Below are 22,793 nucleotides of genomic sequence, written 5' to 3' on the forward strand. Positions count from 1 at the left end.
ATGGCTCATGGGCGTGTCACGGCAACACGGCTCAGACTGGAGCCAGGAACCGCTTTCGCGACCCCAACACCACTGCACGGAAACTCGACGAATTCTACGATCTCGAAAGAGGATTTCTTGACGTGCCTCAACGAGAATGGACTTCACTACCGCACATACAAGAACCTTACCTTTGAGAAACAAGCCGCATTTCAGGTTCAGGATACCGAAGCAGTGGCCAGTTTCTTCGAGCACAAAGAATCCGACCGCGTCAAGAAGCAAGGATTCTACCTGACCGGCATGTATCTCGAGTCGAAATGAGCTCCTAGGCGAAATAGTCGCCATCTGATTACTTGCCTGTCCACGTCCGGTGGTCGGCGCAGTGCAAGTTTCCGAGTGAAGTAAGGTGGGCACGCCTTGTTGTCGCCGAAGGGCTCACGAAATAGTCATGGATCTCCGGGAAACGGAAGTCGTCACGCGGATATCCGCGAACATCGAGACCGAGGATTTCGCCGCTGCCGCCGCGCTGGGCGAACGGCTCATCGGCGAGTTCGAGGCCACCGAGCTGGAGATCTGCCGGGCGGATCCCGAAGGCGGCTGGAAGGGCTACTCGGTCTCCGTCGGTTATCGCACACCTCCGGCGGACGGTGAGGACCTCGCCGAGACGCTGCACCGGGCCGCGGTACCGGCGCTTTTCCACTTCGGCCTGAACGCGGAATTCTTCGAAATTCACGGCACGCCGGAGACCGGCCAATACGGAAGCTACGACGCCTACGACACCCAAGCCGACGGATACACGCTCTATTCACTGATGGCGGCCGTCGGCGGCACCGACCCGCGTGAACCCGCGTACGTCCCCCGGCACGATTTCTCCCCGCGCGCGGAAAACGATGTCATTTCGCGGGTGCATCTCTACATCCCTACCGGTGACCTGCGCATAGCCGTGGATCTGTGCGGCCGTCCCGCGACCGACCTCTCGGCCTCGCTGGTCCGGATCAGCACGGACGCGGGCCCTTGCGAGGCGGTGCTGCTGTCGGCTTTCCCGGCTCAAGCCGGAGAAAGCGGTGAAGAGGCGCTCAGCCGGGTCACGAGCGAGGTGGCCGACAAGCTCTCGCAGGTGAGCATGTCCGTCCGGGCCATCCATACCGGGCTTGAGGACGACCCGTTCTACACCGAACCCGGCTAGCACGCTGTGTATCCCGTTCGCTGGACCATCGATCCACCGGAGCCGATCGTGAACCCACCACTCACACCTCAAGATCCGAGAAGCGCCCTGGAAGCGTTGGACTACGTCTTCGAGGCGTTCACAGAGGAGATCGACGAAGAACCGACACTCGGTGAATTCCTCGAAATACTGAGCCTCTCGATTCAGCCGGACGCGGATGTCCTTCCTGATGCTCCTGTCCCCTTGTTGATGAGGGCGAAGAGGAAGAACGGCCGGTGGTACAAAGCCGAACCTTCCGACAGGGTGGCTTCGCTCAACGACAACACCTTCGCCGAGGCCGGTGCGTTCCTGACGCTTCTCATGGACCAGCACACGGCCGGCGGTACCCCGACGATGTCAACCGGGGATCTCGCGAACCGTGTCCTCGAGGTCCTTCAGGCAAGCGAACGCGCCTTTGCCGATATCACGGCCGAGAACATCCATGCGCTGACGATGCCGAAAGCCAAGAAGAGTTTCCGGTCGAAGACCGGCGACGTCATCGCGATCGCCGCGGAGCCGCGGGGATACCACTTGGCGGTTGTGCTCGGCAACGACAGGATGGGCCTCGCCATCGGGCTGTTGGAAGGTGTCTTCTCGCGACCAGCGGTGGGCGACGTGCGCCGCCATCGCGCCCGCCACATCCCGATTCACACAGGTACTCGACTGATCAGGGACGGGACTTGGAAGATCGTCGGGAACCATCCGGACCTGCTCGAGTTGTTCCCTGATCCACCCGATCTCTACTGGAACGCGGTGACCGCCTCGGGGCATCGGTTCGGTGAGCATGGTGGCGCGGGTCCTTTGGAAGGACCTTTCCGTCTCCTCGGAGAGGCCGAGGCGAAGGCCGTCGGCCTGGTGGACGGAACCTACTGCTCGTCCTATATGGACGAATACCTCCAAAAACTGCTCAACGAAGGCCGTTTCGACAACGGACCGGCACCGAGGTCGTGGCTCTGATCCGTCGGGGTCAGCCCGCGTGTTCGGCCAGTCGCTCTTCGCGGTCCGCGGTGATGAGCGCGTCCAGCACGCCGTCGAGGTCGCCGTCGAGGACCTGGTCCAGGTTGTACGCCTTGTAGTTCACCCGGTGGTCGGCGATGCGGTTCTCGGCGAAGTTGTAGGTGCGGACCCGCTCGGAGCGGTCGACAGTGCGGATCTGCGAGCGGCGCGCGTCCGACGCCTTCGCGGCGGCCTCCTCCTCGGCGATCGCCTGGAGGCGGGCCTGCAGCACCTGCAGGGCGCGGGCGCGGTTCTGGATCTGCGACTTCTCGTTCTGGCACGAGACGACCACGCCGGTCGGGATGTGCGTGATGCGCACGGCCGAGTCGGTCGTGTTCACGCTCTGGCCGCCGGGGCCGGACGAGCGGTAGACATCGATGCGCAGGTCGTTCGGGTCGATCTCGACCTCGACGTCCTCGGGTTCGGGGTAGATGAGCACGCCGGACGCGGAAGTGTGGATGCGGCCCTGCGATTCGGTGGCGGGCACGCGCTGCACGCGGTGCACCCCGCCTTCGAACTTCAGCCGCGCCCAGACACCGTCGATGGCGGCCGAGCGGCTCTTGATGGACACGGTGACGTCCTTGAAGCCGCCGAGATCCGAGTCGACCGAGTCGAGCACCTCGGCCTTCCAGCCGTGACGCTCGGCGTAGCGCAGGTACATGCGCAGCAGGTCGCCGGCGAACAGCGCCGACTCCTCGCCGCCTTCACCCGATTTGATCTCCATGACCACGTCGGAGCCGTCGTACGGGTCGCGCGGCAGGAGCAGTTCGGTGAGTTTGGCCTCGAGCACGGGGATCTTGGCGGTGAGCTCCTCGGCCTCGGCCGCGAAGGACGAGTCTTCCGACACCAGTTCCTTCGCCGTCTCGAGGTCGTCGCGCGCGGAGTCGAGCTCGCGGACCGTCTTGACGACGGGGCTCAGCTCGGCGTACCGGCGGCCGAGTTTGCGGGCGCGCGCCTGGTCGGCGTGCACGGACGGATCGGCCAGCTGCTCTTCCAGCTGGGCGTGCTCTTCGAGCAGACCCCTCAGCGAACTCGAATCCACCACTCCACCTCTCAACGACCTGAACAGAACCATGAAAAACGGCGCCTACCCGGACATGCGGGTAGGCGCCGTCGTTCAAGCTACTTGGCGTCTTCGGCCTTCTTGCGCTTGCCGTAGCGAGCCTCGAAGCGCGCGACGCGGCCGCCGGTGTCCATGAGCTTCTGCTTGCCGGTGTAGAACGGGTGGCAGTTCGAGCAGATCTCGACGTGGAGGTTGCCGGAGGTCTTGGTGCTGCGGGTGGTGAATTCGTTGCCGCAGTCACAGTTGACGTGCGTGACAACGTACTCGGGGTGAATACCGCTCTTCATGGTGTCCTCTCTCGTTGGCCCCGGGTCCCCGTGCGGGGTGAACCGGTGCCGGACTTCAGCGGATGATTTTGCCAGATGCGCTGGCAGTGGACTCAACGCACCCCTCCTCAGGAGTATTCCAACACGTTGAGTTATCAACTATCACGCCCAGTTGTACGAAATTTGTACTTGATCACGAGATTCTCCTCACTGTTGGTAATTCCTCAACAGGAGGTACTGATCATGCGCAGCATCCTCGCCAAGGTGGCGAAGCCGGCGTCCGTCGCCGCGCTGGCCATCGCGGCCCTCGCCCTGGCTCCGGTCGCCGGGGCCGCTCCGGCCGCCCCCGAAGCGGGCGCCACCATCACCGCCGCCGACATCAACCCGGCCGCGGGAACGTTCACCACCGTGCCCGACGGTGACCTGGCGATCCAGGGCGCCGGCGACGGCACTCCCGCCGGCGCTGTCCAGTGGTTCAAGAACCGCATCGGCTCCACCGCGTACCAGGGCCTCTGTGAGAAGGCCGTCGAAAACGCATACGGGACCACGGGCGTCTGGGCCTCGGCCAACGCGCACTGGAACGGCGCGAGCCCGAAGCACACGACCGGGACGCCGCCGAAGGGCTCCTTCGTGTACTGGAACATCAGCCAGTGGGGTCACGTCGGCATCGCCGACGGCTCCGGCGGGATCTACGCCTCCAGCATCGGCGGCAAGATCGGCCACGCGTCGAGCGTGCACTACTTCAACAACTACCGCGGCTGGACCCCTGCGGCGGTTCCGCACCGCTGAGCACTCCGGTGGGTCGTGAGTGGCGATTCGGGTCAGAGCCAAGGGTGGCTCAGGTACCTACGTGGTTCCGGCGTCCTTCATGTACCTCAAGCGGGACAAGAAAACTCCGGTACCGAGCCGGTCAAGTCTCGTGAGTGGCGATTCGGGTTAGAACCCGAATCGCCACTCACGACCACCCCGGCCCAGCGCGGTCTGCTGCCGGAATCCGCGCCAGCCAGCGCTCCGTCACACGCGGCGAGGTCAGCCGCAGCACCGGCACGTCGGGGTCCGAGACCCACTCGCGGATCGTGCGCCGTTTGCGGGCGAAAGACCGGAAGTGCCAGAAGATGATCGAATCGCCGGAGAGCATGCTCCGCAGCGTTTCGACGTTGCCGTTGCAGATCCGGCGCCGCGTGACGCAGCGCACCACGGTGCGGCGCACCAGACGGCTCAGCGAAACCCGGCGCGGATAGTCCAGCGCCACGATCAGTTCGGCTCGGGGCAACGCGATATCGCGCCATTTGGCGAACATGCCGTCGATGATCCAGCGGTCCCCTGCGACCAGCGCGCTGATCCGGCGTCGCTGCTCGTCGTCGGGGACGGGGACCCAGCCCGGCTGCCAGGCGAGGTCGTCGTCGACCGAATGGCACGGCAGCCCCGTCCGCTCGGCCAGCTTTCGCGCCAGCGTCGACTTACCCGAACCGGTGACCCCGTAGACGACGATCCGTCCCGGCACCGAACCCACAACGGCCTCCCCCTGGATGCAATGAAGGGGCCTTTCATAGCAAATTTTGCTATGAAAGGCCCCTTCATTGCAGTGCCGAAGGCGACCGGAGGATCAGTCGTCGTCGTTCGAGCCGAGGGCCGTCTTCGAGACCTGCATGAGGAACTCGATGTTGGTCTTCGTCTTGCGCAGTCGCGAGATCAGCAGGTCGATGGCCTGCTGCGAGTCCAGCGCGTGCAGCACCCGGTGCAACTTGTGGGTGACCGCGAGCTCGTCCGGCGAAAGCAGCAGATCTTCCTTGCGGGTACCGGACGGGTTGATGTCCACCGCGGGGAAGACGCGCCGCTCGGCGATCTTCCGGTCGAGCTTGAGGTCCGCGTTCGCGGTGCCCTTGAACTCCTCGAAGATGACCGTGTCACCGGTGGATCCGGTTTCGACCATCGTCGTGGCGAAGATCGTCAGCGAACCGCCGTTCTCGATGTTGCGCGCCGCGCCGAGGAACCGCTTCGGCGGGAACAGCGCCGTCGAGTCGACACCACCGGAGAGGATCCGGCCGGACGCGGGGGCCGCCAGGTTGTAGGCACGACCCAGCCGGGTGATCGAGTCGAGCAGCACGACGACGTCGTGGCCCATTTCGACCAGCCGCTTCGCCCGCTCGATGGCGAGCTCCGCGACCGAGGTGTGGTCGGACGGCGGGCGGTCGAAGGTGGAGGCGATGACCTCACCCTTCACCGACCGCTGCATGTCCGTGACCTCTTCCGGACGTTCGTCCACGAGCACGACCATCAGGTGGCACTCGGGGTTGTTCGTCGAGATCGCGTTCGCGATGTCCTGCATGATCGTCGTCTTACCGGCCTTCGGCGGCGAGACGATCAGGGCACGCTGTCCCTTGCCGACCGGCATCACCAGGTCGATGACGCGGGTGGTGAGCTTGTGCGGCTCGGTTTCGAGGCGCAGTCGCTCGTTCGGGTACAGCGGGGTCAGCTTGGTGAACTCGGGACGGCGCTTGGCCTCGTCCGGCTCCAGGCCGTTGATCGAGTCGACGCGCACCAGCGGGTTGAACTTCTGCCGCTGCTGTTCGCCGTCACGCGGCTGGCGCACGACACCGGTGATGGCGTCACCGCGCCGCAGGCCGTACTTGCGGACCAGCGAAAGCGAGACGTACACGTCGTTCGGCCCGGCGAGGTAGCCCGAGGTACGCACGAACGCGTAGTTGTCGAGCACGTCCAGGATGCCCGCGACGGGCAGCAGGACGTCGTCCTCGCGGATCTCGGTGTCGGGCGAACCGCCCTGTTCACGGCCACCGCCGGAACCCCGGCGGCGACGGTCGCGGAAGCGACGGCCGCGACGGCCGCCTTCCTCGTCGTCGTCACCCTGCGGGCCCTGGCCCTGACGCTGGCTGTTGTCCTGGCCGCCGCCCTGCTGGTTGCGCTGGCGGTCCTGGCCGCGGTTGTCGCGGTTGCCGTCGCGGTTGCCCTGACGGTTGCCGCCCTGCTCACCACGGTCGCCACGCTCGTTGCGGTCACCCCGGTCGCCCCGGTCGCCCCGATCGCGCTGCTCACCGCGATCACGCTGCTGGCCACCCTCGCGCTGCTCACCGCGGTCACGCTGCTCGCCACGCTCACGCTGCTGGCCGCCCTGCTCGGGCGATCCCGCGGCGCGGTTGGAGCCGCGACGACGACGGCTGCGGCCGCCCTCTTCCTGCGGCGACTGGCCGTCCTGCTGGCCGTTCTCCTGCTGTGCCGTCCGCTCGCCGGCGGGCGCGGAGCCGTTCTCCGCGACCTTTTCGGCACGCGGGGCTTCGGCCGGGGCGGCTTCCGCCTTCGGTGCTTCGGCCTTCGGGGCCTCCTGCTTCGGGGCCTCCGTCTTGGGCGCTTCGGCCTTGGGAGCCTTGCGCGGTGCATCGATCCCCTCGAGCGGAAGCGTTTCGCTCGCCGCGGCGGGGGTCTTGCGCTTGGTCTTGCCCTGGCGCTCGCGGATGGCCGCGATCAGATCGCCCTTGCGCATACCCGTCGTCTCGCCGATGCCGAGATCCCCAGCGATCGAGCGCAGTTCGGCGACGGTCTTGCCGGTCAATCCGCCGACCGTGCGCTTGGGAGCGACGGCGCCGTTCGACTCGGCGGCGCCACCTTCGACGTCGCTCAAAAGATCGGTGTTGCTCACAAATGTCCTTCCTGACCGATCCACGCCTCCAGGTGGATCAGCGGACCGCCGTTCGCGTCCGATTGCGAAACGGCGTATCTGGCCCCCGATACGGGCGATCAACTCCTCAGCCGTGTCGAACACAGCGGAGCTGCTCCAACAGGACCAAGAAAAGGCCTCCAGCACAGGGATTTGCGTCCTCCAAACGGAGGAAGCGGAATTCGGCACCGCCGAAACCGGGAACCCGCCTGCGTCCATCCGCCACTCCCGCTTGCCAAACGGTGTGCGGTACTGGCGGATCAACGAAGGATGCGGGCCAAGGATGACACTGGTCACCTGGACCGGCACCGGGTGCGGAAACGCACGGTGATCGAACGCCCCCGAGGGTAGACCGCGCCACGGCCCGGTGCAACAACCACCCCCCGCGTGGCGGGGCGAGGCGCCTGCCTGTGACCGAGGCTTTACTGGGCCGCAACCTGGACGCCGCCCGGATCGATCGGCAGCTCGGTGACTTCGAAAGACGTAACGTCGACGCCTGCCGGGAGTATTCCGCCGGTGGTCAGCGCGAGTACGGTCGGGCCGGCTCCGGAGATGGCCGCGGCCACCCCTTCGGCCCGCAGCGCGCGCACCAATTCGCTGCTCGCCGGATACGCCGGCGCCCGGTAATGCTGGTGGAGCCGGTCTTCGGTCGCGGAGAGCAACAGGTCGGGCCGCGCGGTGAGCGCGTGGACCGCGAGCGCCGCGCGGCCCGCCGTGAACGCCGCGTCGGCGTGCGGGACCTGCGCGGGCAGCAGTCCGCGCGTCGCGTCCGTGGAGGATCTCAGCGCCGGGATGGCGACCACGGGCCGGATGTCGTGATGCGGCTGGAGCCGCTCGGCACGGAACCGCTCGCCCTCGTTCCAAGCGACCACGAAGCCGCCCAGCAGGCTCGCGGCGGCGTTGTCCGCGTGTCCCTCGAACCCGGCGGCCAGTTGCAGCGCGTCGTCGTCCAAAGCCTTCTCCGCCAGCGCGTACGCCGCTGCGACGCCCGTCACCACGGCGGCCGCGGACGAGCCGAGGCCCCTGGCGTGCGGAATGGCGTTGAAACACCGCAGTGCCACGCCAGGCGGCTTGAGACCGAGGTGCTCGCAAGCACGCCGGAAAGCGCGGACGACCAGGTGTGATTCGTCGGTCGGGACGTCTTCCACGCCGCCCGCGCCGACGTCGGTCACCTCGATCTTGAGCCCCGCGTCGGTGATCTGGAGCTCGACCCGGTCGTACAACGCCAACGCGAGGCCGAGGGTGTCGAATCCCGGGCCGAGGTTCGCCGAAGACGCCGGGACCTTGACCTCGATCAACGTCATCGCAGGTCCAGCGCGGCGGCGACGGCGGTCGGGTCGACAGCGAGCGGCTCGACCTCGACGTTGCCTTCCAACGCGGTGGCGGGGTCCTTCAAACCGTGTCCGGTGACGGTGCACACAACCGTCGAACCCTTCGGCAGGCGTCCGTCCGCGGCCGTGGCGAGCAGGCCCGCGACGCTGGTCGCCGAAGCGGGCTCGACGAACACGCCTTCCTTGCGGGCCAGCAGCCGGTACGCCTCGAGGATCTTCTCGTCGGTGATCGCCTCGAACAGCCCGGCGGAAGCGTTCTTCGCCTTCATCGCGCCGTCCCAGGACGCGGGGCTGCCGATGCGGATCGCGGTCGCGATGGTGTCCGGATCGGCCACCGGCTCGCCGTGCACCAGCGGTGCGGCACCGGCCGCCTGGAAACCGAACATCCGCGGGGTGTTCTTCACCACACCGTCGCCCGCGTACTCGGAATATCCGGCCCAGTACGCGGTGATGTTGCCCGCGTTCCCGACCGGGAGGCAGTGGATGTCCGGCGCCCGGCCGAGCACGTCGCAGATCTCGAACGCGGCCGACTTCTGGCCGGCGATGCGCACCGGGTTGACCGAGTTGACCAAGGTCACCGGATAGTCGATCGCGGTCTTCTGCGCGAGTTCGAGGCAGTCGTCGAAGTTGCCGTCCACCTGCAGGATCCGCGCGCCGTGCTGCACGGCCTGTGCCAGTTTGCCCATCGCGATCTTGCCCTGCGGGACGAGGACCGCGCAGGTGAGCCCGGCGCGGGCCGCGTACGCCGCGGCCGACGCCGACGTGTTGCCGGTGGAGGCGCAGATGACCGCCTGGAGCCCGCTGGCGAGCGCGTGCGTGATGGCCACGGTCATCCCGCGGTCCTTGAACGATCCGGTCGGGTTCACGCCCTCGACCTTGAGGTAGACCTCGCATCCGGTGAGTCCGGAAAGGTGCGGGGCCGGCAGCAACGGGGTGTTGCCCTCACCGAGCGTGATCACCTTCGCGCCGGAGGGGACCGGGATCCGGTCGGGATAAGCCTGGATGATTCCTGGCCATGGTTGGGGAATCACTGGTCTTCGCCTTCCACACGCATCACACTGACGACCTGGTTCACCACATCGAGCTCGGCAATGTCGTCCACAGTGGACCGCAGTGCCGCATCCGGCGCCAGGTGGGTGACCACGACCAGGCTGGCCGTGTCGTTGGCGTCGCGCTGCCGCACCGCGGCGATGCTGACACCGTGCCCGGCGAACGCCTGGGCCACCTGGGCGAGGACGCCCGCTCGATCGGCCACGTCGAGGCTGACGTGGTACCGCGTCGGCGTCTGGCCCATCGGCCTGACCGGGAGCGCGGCGTGCGCGGATTCGCGCGGGCCACGGCCGCCGACGACCCGGTTTCGAGCCACCGCGACGAGGTCGCCGAGCACGGCACTCGCGGTCGGCGCGCCACCGGCGCCCTGACCGTAGAACATGAGCTCGCCGGCGGCGTCGGCCTCGACGTAGACGGCGTTGTACGCGCCGCCGACCCCGGCGAGCTGGTGGTTGCGCGGGATCATCACCGGATGCACGCGCGCCGAAACGGATTCGGTGCCGTCGTCGGCGGTGACGCGCTCGCAGATGGCGAGCAGTTTCACCGTGCGGCCCAGCACGTTCGCCGCGGCGAGGTCGGACGCGGTGACGTCGGCGATGCCCTCACGGTGCACGTCGGAAGCCGTCACCCGGGTGTGGAACGCGAGCGAGGCGAGGATCGCGGCCTTGGACGCCGCGTCGTAGCCGTCGACGTCGGCCGTCGGATCCGCCTCGGCGTATCCGAGCCTGCTGGCCTCTTCCAGCGTTTCCGCGTAACCGGCGCCGGTGGAGTCCATCGCGGACAGGATGTAGTTGGTGGTGCCGTTGACGATGCCCATCACGCGGGTGATGCGGTCACCGGCCATCGATTCGCGCAGCGGGCGCAGCAACGGGATCGCCCCGGCGACGGCCGCCTCGAAGTACAGGTCCACGCCTGCCGCGTCGGCGGCCTCGAACAGCTCCGCGGAATGCTCGGCCATCAGCGCTTTGTTCGCCGTGACAACGGATTTCCCGGCCTTGAGCGCGTCGAGCAGCCACTGCCGCACCGGCTCGATGCCGCCGACCAGCTCGACGACGACGTCGACGTCGTCGGAGGTGACGAGCTTCGTCACGTCGGAGGTCACCAGTTCCGGCGGCAGCTCGGGGTGCTTGTCGGGGCGCCGTACCGCGATCCCGGCCAGCTCCACGCGTGCGCCCGCCCTGGCGGCGAGTTCCTCGGCCTGCTCGGTGAGCAGCCGGACCACCTCACCGCCGACCGTGCCGCAACCCAGCAGGGCGACCCTGATCACGCGTCCGTCCACAGTAGACACTTGCTAGACCTCCAGGCGCAGCATGTCGTCCGTCGTCTCCCGCCGCAGCAGCACGCGGGCGCTGCCGTTGCGCACGGCCACCACCGCGGGCCGCGGCTGCCGGTTGTAGCCGCTGGCCATCGAGTAGCAGTACGCCCCGGTGGCCGCCACGGCGAGCAGGTCGCCGGGAGCAAGAGTGTCGGGGAGCCAGCAGTCCCGGACGACGATGTCGCCGGACTCACAGTGTTTTCCCACGACCCGGGACAGCGCGGCGGCGGCCTGGCCGTCCCCGTCGTCGTCTGCGGAGCGGGAAACGAGACGGCAGTCGTACACCGCGTCGTAGAGCGCGGTGCGGATGTTGTCGCTCATGCCGCCGTCGACGCTGACGTACCGCCGGGCGGCCTTGTCGCCGAGCGAGACGTCCTTGATGGTGCCGACCTCGTACAGCGTGATCGTGCCGGGACCGGCGATGGCGCGACCCGGCTCGCCGGCGATCTTCGGCACCGGAAGGCCCGCGTACTCGCATTCCTTGCGGACGATCTCGCGGATCTGCGTGATCATCTGCGCGGGCGGGGGCGGGTTGTCCTTGTCGGTGTAGGCGATCCCGAAACCGCCGCCGAGGTCGACGATCGACAGCTGGTCGAGCAGATCGGCGCCGTGCTCCTTGCCGAGTTCGGCCAGCAGGCCGACCACGCGGCGGGCGGCGACCTCGAAACCGTCGGCGTCGAAGATCTGCGAACCGATGTGGCTGTGCAGGCCGATCAGCTTGAGCGACGGCGCGTTGAGCACGCGGCGCACGGCCTCGGCCGCGTCACCGGAGGCCAGCGAGAACCCGAACTTCTGGTCCTCGTGCGCGGTCGCGATGAATTCGTGGGTGTGCGCCTCGACGCCGACGGTGACCCGGATCAGCACGTTCTGCACGACGTCGTGCCTGGCGGCGACATCGGCCAGCCGCGCGATCTCGTAGTAGGAGTCCACCACGACCGTGCCGACGCCTGCTTCGACAGCGGCTTCCAGCTCGGGCAGCGACTTGTTGTTGCCGTGGAAGGTGATCCGCTCCGCCGGGAAGTTCGCGCGCTGCGCGACGGCGAGTTCGCCGCCGCTGCAGACGTCCAGGCTCAGCCCCTGCTCGGCCACCCAGCGGGCGATCTCGATGGAGAGGAACGCCTTGGACGCGTAGTGCACGAGCGCCGGGTCGTCGAACGCCTCGGCGTAGTCGGCGCAGCGGGATTTGAAGTCGGCCTCGTCGACCACGAACAGCGGCGTGCCGTACTTCTCGGCGAGTTCGCGGACGTCGACGCCCGCGATGCGCACGACGCCGTCTCCACCGCGGAAGGTGTTACGGGGCCAGACTTTCGGGTACAGCCTGTCGAGTTCTTCCGGACTCGACGGCGGGAAACCGGAGGCGTCGGCGTGGGGGTAGACGTCGGCGTGGCGGGGGCCCGCGGGGTGAGCCATTGCTTTTACATCCGTTCCGGAGCAGAGACACCGAGCACGTTGAGGCCGTTCGCCAGCACCTGGCGGGCGGCCTGGCACAGCGCGAGCCGGGCGAACGTGAGGGGGGTGGCCTCCTCGTCGCCCTGGGGAAGAACACGGCCCACGGTGTAGAACTTGTGGTACGCGCCGGCGAGTTCTTCGAGGTACCGGGCGACGCGGTGCGGTTCGCGCAGCAGTGCGGCCCGGCGGAGGACGGTCGGGAATTCGCCGATCGTGCGGATCAGATCGCCCTCGGCGGGCAGCGTAAGCAGGCCGTAGTCCACTTCGCCATCTGTTTTCAGGCCCAGGTCGGAAGCGTTGCGCTGCAACGAAGCCAGCCGCGCGTGGGCGTACTGGACGTAGTAGACCGGGTTGTCGTTGGAGTGCTTGCGCAGCAGATCGAGGTCGATGTCCAAAGTGGAATCGACCGAGTAGCGGATCAGCTCGTAGCGGGCCGCGTCGACGCCGACGGTGCCGACCAGGTCCTCCATGGTGATCACGGTGCCCGCCCGTTTGCTCATCCGGACCGGCTTGCCATCGGAGACCAGGTTGACCATCTGGCCGATCAGCACCTCGACCACGGCCGGGTCGTCACCGAATGCGGCCGCGGCGGCCTTCAGGCGGGCGATGTAGCCGTGGTGGTCCGCGCCGAGCATGTAGATGCAGAGGTCGAAACCGCGTTTGCGCTTGTCCTGGAAGTAGGCGAGGTCACCGGCGATGTAGGCCGGGTTGCCGTCCTTCTTGATGACGACTCGGTCCTTGTCGTCGCCGTGCTCCTTGGACTTGAGCCACCAGGCGCCGTCCTCGAAGTACAGGTTGCCGGAGTCCTTCAGTTGCTGGACCGACGACGCGACGGCGCCGGAGTCGTGCAGCGAGTTCTCGTGGAAATAGACGTCGAAATCGGTGCCGAAGTCGTGCAGGCTCTGCCTGATCTCGGTGAACATCAGCTCGATGCCGACCCGGCGGAAGGTCTCGGCCCGCTCGTCGTCGGGCAGCGAAAGCGCGCTCGGCTCCTGGCGGATGACCTCGGCGGCGATGTCGTTGATGTAGCCGCCCGCGTAGCCGTCCTCGGGAGCGGGCTCGCCCTTGGCGGCGGCGACCAGGGACCGGACGAAGCGGTCGATCTGCGCGCCGTGGTCGTTGAAGTAGTACTCCCGGGTGACCAGGCCGCCCTGCGCGGACAGCACGCGGCCCAGCGCGTCGCCGACCGCGGCCCAACGCGTACCGCCCAGGTGGATCGGGCCGGTCGGGTTCGCCGACACGAACTCGAGGTTGATCTTGAGGCCGGCCAGCGCGTCGCCGAGGCCGTACTTCTCGCCGGCGTCGAGCACCTGCTGGACGATCTGGCCCTGCGCGTCCGCGGCGAGCCGCAGGTTGAGGAAGCCCGGCCCGGCGACCTCCGCCGAGTCGATCCCGTCGGTCGCGGCGAGGGCTTCGGCCAGCGCGTCGGCGAAGTCACGGGGCTTCATCCCCGCCTTCTTGGCCACCTGCAGCGCCAGGTTGGTCGCGTAATCGCCGTGCTCGGGGTTGCGGGGACGTTCGATCGTCACCTTCTCCGGCAGCACGGAATCGTCGAGGCCGCGCGCGGCGAGAACCTGCACGGCGGAGTTACGGACCAGGTCGGCGAGAGCTGCGGGAGTCACTCGCGGAATTCTAGGTGCGACCTGGTCCGGGCTTCGCAGCGACCGCCGGAAGGTGTGAGCCAAGCCGGTGATCATCGCAGGCGTTCACGGTGATCAGACGCGGGGTCTCTACACTGGCCCGCGCAGGGACCACCCCCTTTGGAGAACGCAGGAGCCATGGCTAACGGGACAACCAGAAAAAAGGGCGCGTCGTCGAAGAACGCCATGAAGGCCGCCCGTAGTTCCGTCGTGTCCAAGAAGGGCACGCCTTGGGGCACGATCATCGCCGTCGTCGCGATCGTCGCCCTGGCTGCCTCGGTGGTCACCTATTACATGGTCGCCTCGGCCCCGAAGCGCGACCAGAAGACCCGCGAAGAGGCCGCTGCCGCCTTCGCGCCCTCGCAGCAGGACCCCGACCCCTCGAAGCGGATCGCCGGCGTGACCACGGCGACCTACGAGGGATCCGTGCACGTCACGGCCGCCGAGCGCGTCGCCTACGACAAGACCCCGCCCTTCGGTGGCCCGCACGACCAGGCCTGGGCCGCGTGCAACGGCGTCGTCTACGAGAAGGCCGTCCGCAACGAGAACCTGGTCCACGGCCTCGAGCACGGCGCCGTCTGGATCGCCTACAACCCGGCCCAGATCTCCGGCGACGCGCTGGAGCTGCTGCGGGTCCGCGTCGAGGGCAAGCCGTACACGGTGATGTCGCCGTACCCGAACCTGGACAAGCCGATCTCGGTCCAGTCCTGGGGCCACCAGCTCAAGCTCGACTCCGCCTCCGACGAGCGGATCGACCAGTTCATCGCCGCGCTGCGCACCAACCCGTTCGGCGCGTACCCCGAGCGTGACGCCACCTGCGACGCGCAGATCGAGCCGGGCGACTTCGACCCGACCCCGCCGGGGCCGGACGCGAAGCCGATGGACTACAAGGGCACCGCCGGAACGCAGCAGGACCAGCCCGGCGCCGGTCAGCCGTCCGCGCCCGCCACCCAGCCCTCGGCGCCCGCGAGCAAGTAGTGAGCCAAGTGGACCCCGATCTCCAGTACGTCGACGAACCGGACGACACCTCACGGTCGACCAAGAGCCGATGGCTGGTGATCGGGGCCGCCCTGGTCGTCATGCTGATCCTCGGCTTCGGCCTCGGCGCCCTGACGACCAGGCTGATCGACTCCGACGCGGAGCCCGCGACCCCGGCCGCGGGCTCGGTCGAGGTCGGCTTCGCACAGGACATGTCGGTGCACCACCTCCAGGCCGTCACCATGGCGGGCTGGGCGCGGGACCACACGGCCGACCCGGCGATCAAAACCCTCGCGTTCGACATCGAGCGCACGCAGACCGGCCAGGTCGGCCGGATGAAGGGCTGGCTCGGCCTGTGGGGCCAGCCAGAGCAGGCGACCGGCGCCTACATGACCTGGATGACCGAACCGATGGCAGGCCACGGCGCGCACGGCGACGCCGGCATGAAGCCGTCGAACGGCGCCCCGATGCCCGGCATGGCGACGACGGCCGAACTGACCAAACTGCGGTCGCTGACCGGCAAGGACATGGACGTCTTCTTCCTCCAGCTCATGCTGCGGCACCACGAGGGCGGGACGGCGATGGCCCAGTACGGCCACGATCACACGGCGATCGCGGACGTGAAGTCGCTGACGCAGAGCATGCTCGTCTCGCAGGGTGCCGAGATCACCCTGATGAAGGGGCTGTTGCAGGAACGCGGTGCCGCTCCGCTTCCTGCTTGAGGCGTTTCTGTTGTTCCGTGAAGGCCCCCTTCCCTCGGCTGAGCCGAGGGAAGGGGGCCTTCACGCGCATCGGGGGCTGACGATGGAGACGGTGCTACCAGGAAAGCTCCCGGCAGCGCTGCGCGCATTGGGGCACTTCTATCTGCAACGTCGCGTGCTCGATCGAGTAGCGGTCCGCCAGGAGGTTCTGCGCTTCGGTCAGCACCGCCGCCTGCTCGACGGTCGGCGCGATGGTGAGGTGCGCCGAAGCGACCTCCATCCCCGAAGTCAGCGTCCAGACGTGCAGGTCGTGGACGTCTTCGACGCCCTTCAGCCCGCCGAGTTCGGCCTGGATCCCGGCGACGTCGACCCCCTTCGGCGCGTGCTGGAACAGGATCCGCAGCGCGCGCCGGGCGAGGGCGTAGGTGCGGGGCAGGACGAACAGGCCGATCGCGACACCGATGATCGGGTCGGCGTAGCGCCAGCCGAACAGCAGCGTGATCGCGCCGCTCAGCAGCACCCCGACGGAGCCGATCAGGTCGGCGAGGACTTCGAGGTACGCGCCGCGGACGTTGATGCTCTCCTCCGCGCCCTTGCGCAGGACCAGGAAGGAGACGATGTTCGCGACGAGACCCGCCGCCGCGGCCAGCAGGACGGGCAGGCCGGGTACGACGGGCGGGTCGCTGATGCGGCCGATGGCCTCGATCAGCACGTAGCCCGCGACACCGAACAGCAGGATGGCGTTGCCCAGTGCCGCGAGCACCTCGGCCCGGTAGAACCCGAACGTCCGGGTGAGGGTCGGGCCGCTTCGCCGGGCGAGCATGATGGCCGCCAGCGCCATGCCGACCCCGAGGACGTCGGTGAACATGTGCGCGGCGTCGGAGATCAGCGCGAGCGAGCCCGTGGCGAACCCGACGATGAACTCCATGACCATGAAGCCGGCGCCGATGACCAGGGCGATCGTCAAGCTCTTGAGGTAGCGGCCTGACGCGCTCGACGGCGAGGCCGTCCCATGCCCGTGCCCGTGACCCATTGCTCCGCCTCTCGTGAAGTCGACAGGCCGAATATATTGTCACATGCGCATATGTGCAATACAGGTGAGCCTAAGTTCACCATGTCTTAAGCCGCACAGGGAAGCCATCCCCCATGAGGGCCTTCCCGAAACCTGGTACCGACACGCACCGCTACCGAAGCGACCGGAAGAACCCCCGCAGCTGGCCGACGAAGGCCTCGGGCTGCTCGAACGCGGCGAAGTGACCGCCCTTGGACAGCACCTCGTACCAGCGAAGATCGGTGTAGCGCAGCTCCGCCCAGCGCCGGGACGGCCGGATGATCTCCCTCGGGAAGATCGAGATACCCGAAGGAACTTCAACAGCGGAGAGGTCCCGCTCCTTGCTCTCCCAATAGATCCGCGCCGACGAGGCCGCCGTCCCGGTGAACCAGTAGACGGAGATCGCGTCGACCATCCGCCGCCAGGACAGCGCGGTCTCCGGCGAGCCGTCGTTGTCGGTCCACTCCCGGAACTTCTCGGCGATCCACGTCGCCTGCGCCGCCGGCGAGTCGGTGAGGCCGTAGCCGACCGTCTGCGGACGCGTGGCCTGCTGCTGCGAGTACGCGGACCCGACCGCGCGGAACCGGGCCAGATCGGCGATCGCCGCCTTCTCCTCCGCCGTCGGCTCCCCGAGCCGGGTCTCGTCGTACGGGACACCCGCCATGTTCACGTGCACACCGATCAGCCGCTCCGGCGCGACCTTGGCGAGCATGTTCGTCACCCCGGCACCCCAGTCACCACCCTGCGCGGCATAACGCCCGTAGCCGAGCCGCCCCATCAGCTCGTCCCAGGCCCGGGCGATCCGCTCGACGTTCCACCCCGCCGACGACGGCTTGTCACTCCAGCCGAACCCCGGCAGCGACGGCGCCACGACATGGAAGGCGTCCGCCGGATCGCCCCCGTGCGCCGCGGGATCGGTCAGCGGGCCGAGCACGTCGAGGAACTCGGCCACCGAACCCGGCCAGCCGTGCGTGAGCACGAGCGGGGTCGCGTCCGGCTCCGGCGAGCGAACGTGGAGGAAATGGATCCCGAGGCCGTCCACAGTGGTCTTGAAACCCGGGAAAGCGTTGACACGGGCCGCCAAACCGAAGTCGTAGTCCTCCGCCCAGTACCGGCACAGCTCGCGCGCGAACTCCAGCGGAACCCCTTGCTCCCAACCGTCCACAGTGGCTGGTTCGGGCCAGCGCGTGGCGCGCAGCCGGGTCCGCAGATCGGCGATGGCGGCTTCGGGGATCGCCACCTCGAACGGTTCGATCATGCGTCCTCCCAGTTCGTTGGTGACACCAACGCTACGCTGTCCCGATGACCACCGCACCCGTCCGGCTCCGCACCAAGGCCAGCTGGCTGGTCAACCAGGCCGCCACCGTGGCCCACCGGCTCGCCATGGACGAGTTCGCGAAAAGCGGCTCCCGCCGGTACCACTACGGGATCCTGGCGGCCATCGACGAGAACGGCCCGTCGAGCCAGGCCGCCTTGAGCCGCTGCACCGGCATCGACCGCAGCGACGTCGTCGCCGTCATCAACGAACTCGCCGCCGCGGGCCACGTCGACCGCGCCCCCGACCCTGCCGACGCCCGACGCAACCTGATCAGCCTCACCGACCCCGGCACCCAGCGCCTGGACCAGCTGGAAGACCTGATCAGAGACACGCAGGACGCGCTCCTCGCACCACTGAACCCCGCCGAACGCGAGCAGCTGACCAGGCTGCTCGCCCGCGTGGTCGAGCACCACAACGGCTAACGACCACCACTCGTGAGAGGGCCGGGAGACATGCGCTAAGCTTCCAACGTCGCCCAGGCGGCAACGCCCTCGTAGCTCAGGGGATAGAGCACTGCCCTCCGGAGGCAGGTGTCGCAGGTTCGAATCCTGCCGAGGGCACACATCTTGACCACGCATTCACCAATGCGTCCATGCCGGTGATCGGGCAGGTCCAGCACTGCGACAGTGACAACCCAGTGCGGGCGTTCACTCACAAACAGCACCTGGCTACATGCGTGCCCTCTGACGACTACGTTGACTTCTCTTACCACCTCGGACGCGGGCATCACCCAACCGCCCTGCCCGCCACGTCAGCACCTTCACCTACCCCGCTCCCGTCCTGCACTTCCCCGGGACGCGTCTTCCCGTCGGGGTCCGAGCGAGTCCCGCGGCTTTGCCCACGCGCAATTGGGTGCCATGCCGTGTTCGGGTCCGATCGGAGACTGGATGGCTCACCTGCGCTTCGGGCGCTACAGCCTGCCGCCGAGAAGCCGCGCCAGCGAGGCATATCCGGGAATATTGGCAGCCATCGGACTACCCGCGAGCGTCAAGTGAGCGATCCGGACTTCACCGTGGCTCCGCTTCACGGTCACGACCAGCGTGTCGAGGTCCTCGTTCCGGCACCACATCGCCGTATCCCCGGCGCCCGCCAGCGGCTGGGCCTGCCCCTCACCCAGACAGTTCTGTTCAGCAACGGCGAGCGCACTCTCCGGCGCCGCCTCGCCCTTGATGGCGGTCACCATCAAGCTGCCGACGCCGGACCCGTCATCAACACGACTGAACTCGCAACCGTAGGCAATGCTCCGCTGCCCCTCAACCGGCTTCTCCTCGACTGACCGGTAAGCGGCCTTCGACTCCAGTGCCCTTTGAAGCTCATCGGCACCAAGAAACGCACAAGCCGCGGAAACCACCCGCGGCGACTCCACCGGAGCCCAGCTTGAAGCGGGGGCCGGCACCGAACCGACCGGATTCGTCACCACACTCCCTGATTCGATCGAGCATGAGCAGGACAACAACACTGACATCAGCCAAAGTCTGCGCATGCGTTTCAAACTAAACCCATCGTCAAGCGTTTTAAACAGCAAATATTAAATTTTGACCAAGTGACAATCGGTGTGAGTGAATGAAATTCACGCCGAGATTTACGAAAATCACCCAGGAAACACTACTCGACAATCCAACTCGCAACCCCGACCACCGCATCGCCGGATGGGTCCAGATACAACCCGACGATGGCCTCCATCATCACCCCGAGAACACCACCACGGCGACCTGCGCGGTCAGCCTGCCTCGGCGAAGGTCACCGCAATGTCCAGTGCGCCATCACAATACTATTTTCTGTGAATCTACACGCTTCGGATCCCATACGACGCCGTTACCATCAACTACCCATATGGGAGAATCAGCACCCTGCGCCACAGCGTCGAGTAGGCGAACAACCAAATCAACCCATCTGCACTCAAACGAGCATGAGAAAACTTTCGTCATGTCAGGTACGCGGACATCGTCGTCTGCAGCCTCAAAAGGACCATCAGTCACCTCCCACTCCGCGCCGGCCGGAACTCCTTCAAACACTGTAAAGAGACGCCCGCTCTCGTCTGTCAGCTGGACTACTGATTCACCTGGCCCACCAGACGCGGTTGCCGCACCCATCTCGACGAGCACACTTTCCACATGTCGGAAAAAGTCACCGTCCAGAGAGACGATAGAACCACCCATCATCCGAACTCCTTCACGTATGCGATCACATCGTCTGCCGTTTCAAAAATGAGCATTCCTTGCGTGCGACATTCTTCCAGGCTGCATCAGAAATTTCCGGCGCGAAGCCAACCGTCATTTTACCAGTACTTTCCTTTGCTTTGGCCATCTGCCCAGTCGGCTTCTTGGCCAAGCCACCCTTGACTTGCACATAAATGTGCACCAAGCTCGATGTCGATCTCGCGCGTCAAGCCATTCGATACAGGTTGGCGGGTGCCCAGGCTTCGGCGAGGCGTTGGAGATCGAGGTGATGTTGCCCGCGGGGTTGCAGCTCGGTCCGGGACACGTAGGCGCCTGGAGGTCGTCGTCCACGCCGCCAGTGCGCCCGACCTTTGAGGAACGATCGTTCTTGACTGATCGTTCCTCAAAGGTCTACGGTCGTGGCATGGGCAGACGAAGGGCGTTCGACGAGGACGAGGTGGTGTGCGCCGCCGTGGGGTTGTTCGGTGGCCGGGCGTACGACGGGGTGTCCGTCGACGACCTCGTCACCCACCTCGGCGTGCACCGCAACAGCCTGTACAAGACGTTCGGCAGCAAGCGCGGCCTCTACCTGGTCGCCCTGCGCCGCCACGTCGCCGACGACGTCCGCCCCTTGGCCGACGCGCTCGCCACGGCGACGGATGCCGCGGCCGCGCTGCGGTTGGTCACGTCGGCCGACCTCGGTCTGTTGCTGCTCGCGGCGGTCGAACGGGCGCCGGCCGACGAGGAGGTGGCCGACGAGGTAGTCGCGGCGCTGGCCTCTGTCGACCAGGCGATCGCCGACGCGCTCGGCATCTCCACCGCCCTGGCCGCCGCCATCACGGCCGCCGCGCTGGGCATTCGCCTGCGCGGCGACCCCGACGGTGTCGGCGCCGCGCTGACCCAACGCCTCGATCCACTTGACTGAAAGGAAAACCGCTATGGCAGTGGTACGCATCGACGGTGAGAACCTCGTCGTCGTGATGGAGGGGCTCAACAAGCTCTGGGCCTTCAAGAGCAGCGTGACCATCCCGCTGGTCAACGTCCGCGGCGCGACCGCGGACCCCGGCATCGCGGCCGACCCCAAGGGGATCCGGGCGCCAGGTGCCCACTTGCCCGGCGTGATCACGGCGGGCACGTTCCACCTCGACGGCGAGAAGGTCTTCTGGGACGTCAGGGATCCGTCGAAGGCCGTCGTGCTCGAACTCGCCGACGAGCGCTACGCCCGCATGGTCGTCCAGGTCGACGACCCCCGCGCGACCGTCGCGCTGGTCGAGAACGCCCTACGTTGAAAGGGGGTAAACCCGATGTCCCCCGCATCGCCGCGGCCGTGATGGCGTTGGCCGTCGTGACCGTGACAAACCGAGCAACCGTCTGCGAACTGGCGCTCATGCCGAGCCCCGCCTGAGCCCGGAAGCTCGAAGCTCGGCTCGACCACCAATGTGCCGCTGAAAAGTCCCTGGTCAGCCCCGTTCCTGCCGAGGGCACACGTTTGCCGCAGGACGGCCACCCCATTCCGCAAACGTGACGTCCATGTGCAGCGGCTCGCCTGCCTGCGTGGCAGGTTGCGGGGATTCACTCGCTACCGCACCCTGCTCCCGACGTTGCGAAAGCCACTTTCGCAACGTTGAAGGTTGCGAAAGTGGCTTTCGCAACCTGCCCCCTTCGCCTTACCCCTCAAGAGAACCCGCCTTCGGGCGCGAACCCTTCGCGCTCAGCGGACTGTCCACATAAGACAACCGACGTTCGCTCGTCTGTCGTAGCAGTGCGAGAGCCTCCTCGGAGGGGGATCCGGCGGGGGTCGTGCAGACGATCAGCATCTGTTCCGGCGAGCGGGCGATCGACAGGGTCTGCTGCGTGATGGTCACCGCGCCGACGACGGGATGGTGCAGGTCGTAGGACGCGGCGTCGCAGGGTGCCACGCGGTGGTCGCCCCAGAGTGCGACGAACTCCGGGCTCTTCATCGTCAGTTCGCCGATCAGCTCCGCGAGCAGTGGGTCCTGCGGATGCCTGCCGACGGTGCTCCGCAGGTTGCCGACCACCGCGCGGGCCTTGCGCTTCCAGTCCGTGTACAGCTCCCGGCAGTGCTGGTCCAGGAACAGGATCCGGCTCATGTTCGGCCGCTCCGCCGGGTTGTCCGGGCTGTGGAAGTCCAGGTGCCCGGCCAGCAGGGCGTGCCCGAGGGTGTTCCACGCCAGTACGTCCGTGCGCCGGCCGAGCACCAGCGCCGGGACGCCGTCCACGGCGCGCAGGAGGTCCCGCGTCTCGTCGGCGAGCTTCTCGGGGCGGGGGCGGCGCGGGCGGGGAGTGCGGCGGGCGGCACCGGCAAGCCGGTTGAGATGCTCGCGTTCGTGGTCGTCGAGCAGCAGGGCGCGGGCGATCGCCTCGAGCACCTCGGCCGAGGCACCGCGGGACAGCCCCTGCTCCAACCTCGTGTAGTACGAGACGCTGACGCCCGCCAGCTGGGCCAGTTCCTCGCGCCGGAGCCCGGCCACCCGCCTGCGGGGCCCGAGGTCGCGCAGGCCGACGTCTTCTGGTCGTAGCAGCGCCCGTCTGGCCTGCAAGAAGTCGCCGAGTGGGCCTGGTCCGTCCATACCCTCAGTATCCGGCGCACGGCCCGATC

At 67.4% G+C, this 22,793-nt stretch carries 23 protein-coding genes and 1 tRNA gene; 9 read left to right on the top strand and 15 right to left on the bottom strand.

Annotated elements, in window-relative coordinates; translation table 11 throughout:
* Positions 1-427 precede the first annotated feature (427 nt).
* A complete protein-coding gene (locus tag DL991_RS16220) occupies positions 428-1,165 on the top strand; it encodes a hypothetical protein (RefSeq protein ID WP_125785146.1) in 738 nt (245 codons plus the stop codon).
* Positions 1,166-1,213: 48 nt separating this feature from the next.
* A complete protein-coding gene (locus DL991_RS42630) occupies positions 1,214-2,140 on the top strand; it encodes a hypothetical protein (protein WP_158634427.1) in 927 nt (308 codons plus the stop codon).
* 10 nt (positions 2,141-2,150) lie between these two features.
* Here the strand turns inward: DL991_RS42630 and prfA are convergent, their stop codons facing one another.
* Together prfA and rpmE are read right to left on the bottom strand one after the other, a co-directional pair.
* Entirely contained in the window at positions 2,151-3,221 is a 1,071-nt protein-coding gene (prfA, locus tag DL991_RS16230) for a peptide chain release factor 1 (protein WP_125785147.1), read from the bottom strand.
* An 80-nt stretch (positions 3,222-3,301) separates the two neighbouring features.
* Complete coding sequence (gene rpmE / locus DL991_RS16235) at positions 3,302-3,529, bottom strand: 50S ribosomal protein L31 (protein WP_007028345.1); 228 nt, start codon at positions 3,527-3,529, stop codon at positions 3,302-3,304.
* Positions 3,530-3,751: 222 nt separating this feature from the next.
* On the opposite strand from rpmE, the gene DL991_RS16240 reads away from it, so the two are divergent.
* Positions 3,752-4,297: a CHAP domain-containing protein gene (locus DL991_RS16240; RefSeq protein WP_125785148.1), complete on the top strand. Its 546-nt coding sequence runs from the start codon at positions 3,752-3,754 to the stop codon at positions 4,295-4,297.
* A gap of 166 nt (positions 4,298-4,463) precedes the next feature.
* Here DL991_RS16240 and DL991_RS16245 read toward each other — a convergent pair whose 3' ends face one another.
* From DL991_RS16245 to argS, 7 genes are all read right to left on the bottom strand, one after another.
* Positions 4,464-5,021, bottom strand: coding sequence for an AAA family ATPase (locus tag DL991_RS16245; protein ID WP_125785149.1), 558 nt, complete (start codon positions 5,019-5,021; stop codon positions 4,464-4,466).
* Positions 5,022-5,114: 93 nt separating this feature from the next.
* Positions 5,115-7,163, bottom strand: coding sequence for a transcription termination factor Rho (gene rho / locus DL991_RS16250; RefSeq protein WP_125785150.1), 2,049 nt, complete (start codon positions 7,161-7,163; stop codon positions 5,115-5,117).
* 440 nt (positions 7,164-7,603) lie between these two features.
* Positions 7,604-8,485: a homoserine kinase gene (gene thrB / locus DL991_RS16255; RefSeq protein WP_125785151.1), complete on the bottom strand. Its 882-nt coding sequence runs from the start codon at positions 8,483-8,485 to the stop codon at positions 7,604-7,606.
* Positions 8,482-9,543: a threonine synthase gene (gene thrC / locus DL991_RS16260; protein ID WP_125785152.1), complete on the bottom strand. Its 1,062-nt coding sequence runs from the start codon at positions 9,541-9,543 to the stop codon at positions 8,482-8,484. The genes thrB and thrC overlap by 4 nt, the downstream gene beginning before the upstream one ends.
* On the bottom strand, positions 9,540-10,850 hold the full coding sequence (locus tag DL991_RS16265; protein WP_199746488.1) for a homoserine dehydrogenase: 1,311 nt from the start codon (positions 10,848-10,850) through the stop codon (positions 9,540-9,542). Before DL991_RS16265 ends, thrC begins: the two co-directional genes overlap by 4 nt.
* Before the next feature lie 3 nt (positions 10,851-10,853).
* On the bottom strand, positions 10,854-12,287 hold the full coding sequence (gene lysA, locus DL991_RS16270) for a diaminopimelate decarboxylase (protein ID WP_125785153.1): 1,434 nt from the start codon (positions 12,285-12,287) through the stop codon (positions 10,854-10,856).
* Between the two features lie 5 nt (positions 12,288-12,292).
* Entirely contained in the window at positions 12,293-13,948 is a 1,656-nt protein-coding gene (gene argS / locus DL991_RS16275; RefSeq protein ID WP_125785154.1) for an arginine--tRNA ligase, read from the bottom strand.
* Positions 13,949-14,152: 204 nt separating this feature from the next.
* Here argS and DL991_RS16280 point away from each other — a divergent pair, with 204 nt between their 5' ends.
* Together DL991_RS16280 and DL991_RS16285 are read left to right on the top strand one after the other, a co-directional pair.
* Positions 14,153-14,944, top strand: coding sequence for a DUF3105 domain-containing protein (locus DL991_RS16280; protein WP_125785230.1), 792 nt, complete (start codon positions 14,153-14,155; stop codon positions 14,942-14,944).
* A gap of 8 nt (positions 14,945-14,952) precedes the next feature.
* Entirely contained in the window at positions 14,953-15,666 is a 714-nt protein-coding gene (locus tag DL991_RS16285; RefSeq protein WP_125785231.1) for a DUF305 domain-containing protein, read from the top strand.
* Positions 15,667-15,760: 94 nt separating this feature from the next.
* Here the strand turns inward: DL991_RS16285 and DL991_RS16290 are convergent, their stop codons facing one another.
* Positions 15,761-16,678 carry a cation diffusion facilitator family transporter gene (locus tag DL991_RS16290; protein ID WP_125785155.1) on the bottom strand — a complete coding sequence of 306 codons (918 nt, stop codon included), beginning with the start codon at positions 16,676-16,678 and terminating at the stop codon, positions 15,761-15,763.
* 151 nt (positions 16,679-16,829) lie between these two features.
* Positions 16,830-17,954 carry an epoxide hydrolase family protein gene (locus DL991_RS16295; RefSeq protein ID WP_125785156.1) on the bottom strand — a complete coding sequence of 375 codons (1,125 nt, stop codon included), beginning with the start codon at positions 17,952-17,954 and terminating at the stop codon, positions 16,830-16,832.
* Positions 17,955-17,998: 44 nt separating this feature from the next.
* Between DL991_RS16295 and DL991_RS16300 the strand changes: the two genes are divergently transcribed.
* Both DL991_RS16300 and DL991_RS16305 read left to right on the top strand, forming a co-directional pair.
* Positions 17,999-18,436, top strand: coding sequence for a MarR family winged helix-turn-helix transcriptional regulator (locus DL991_RS16300; protein WP_125785157.1), 438 nt, complete (start codon positions 17,999-18,001; stop codon positions 18,434-18,436).
* A gap of 65 nt (positions 18,437-18,501) precedes the next feature.
* Positions 18,502-18,574 (top strand) — tRNA-Arg (locus tag DL991_RS16305).
* Positions 18,575-18,924: 350 nt separating this feature from the next.
* Here the strand turns inward: DL991_RS16305 and DL991_RS16310 are convergent.
* From DL991_RS16310 to DL991_RS42635, 3 genes are all read right to left on the bottom strand, one after another.
* The gene (locus tag DL991_RS16310; RefSeq protein ID WP_125785158.1) at positions 18,925-19,479 is read right to left on the bottom strand and encodes a hypothetical protein; all 555 of its coding nucleotides are present in this window, start codon (positions 19,477-19,479) and stop codon (positions 18,925-18,927) included.
* A 298-nt stretch (positions 19,480-19,777) separates the two neighbouring features.
* Positions 19,778-20,173: a hypothetical protein gene (locus DL991_RS16315; protein WP_125785159.1), complete on the bottom strand. Its 396-nt coding sequence runs from the start codon at positions 20,171-20,173 to the stop codon at positions 19,778-19,780.
* A 25-nt stretch (positions 20,174-20,198) separates the two neighbouring features.
* Complete coding sequence (locus tag DL991_RS42635) at positions 20,199-20,345, bottom strand: hypothetical protein (RefSeq protein ID WP_158634428.1); 147 nt, start codon at positions 20,343-20,345, stop codon at positions 20,199-20,201.
* Between the two features lie 252 nt (positions 20,346-20,597).
* Between DL991_RS42635 and DL991_RS16320 the strand changes: the two genes are divergently transcribed.
* Positions 20,598-21,098 carry a TetR/AcrR family transcriptional regulator gene (locus DL991_RS16320; protein WP_199753968.1) on the top strand — a complete coding sequence of 167 codons (501 nt, stop codon included), beginning with the start codon at positions 20,598-20,600 and terminating at the stop codon, positions 21,096-21,098.
* 13 nt (positions 21,099-21,111) lie between these two features.
* Positions 21,112-21,462: a hypothetical protein gene (locus tag DL991_RS16325; protein WP_125785161.1), complete on the top strand. Its 351-nt coding sequence runs from the start codon at positions 21,112-21,114 to the stop codon at positions 21,460-21,462.
* A gap of 378 nt (positions 21,463-21,840) precedes the next feature.
* Here DL991_RS16325 and DL991_RS16330 read toward each other — a convergent pair whose 3' ends face one another.
* Positions 21,841-22,764 carry a helix-turn-helix transcriptional regulator gene (locus DL991_RS16330; RefSeq protein ID WP_125785162.1) on the bottom strand — a complete coding sequence of 308 codons (924 nt, stop codon included), beginning with the start codon at positions 22,762-22,764 and terminating at the stop codon, positions 21,841-21,843.
* Positions 22,765-22,793 lie beyond the last annotated feature (29 nt).

Origin of the sequence: Amycolatopsis sp. WAC 01375 (assembly GCF_003947325.1) — a bacterium.
Lineage (GTDB): Bacteria > Actinomycetota > Actinomycetes > Mycobacteriales > Pseudonocardiaceae > Amycolatopsis.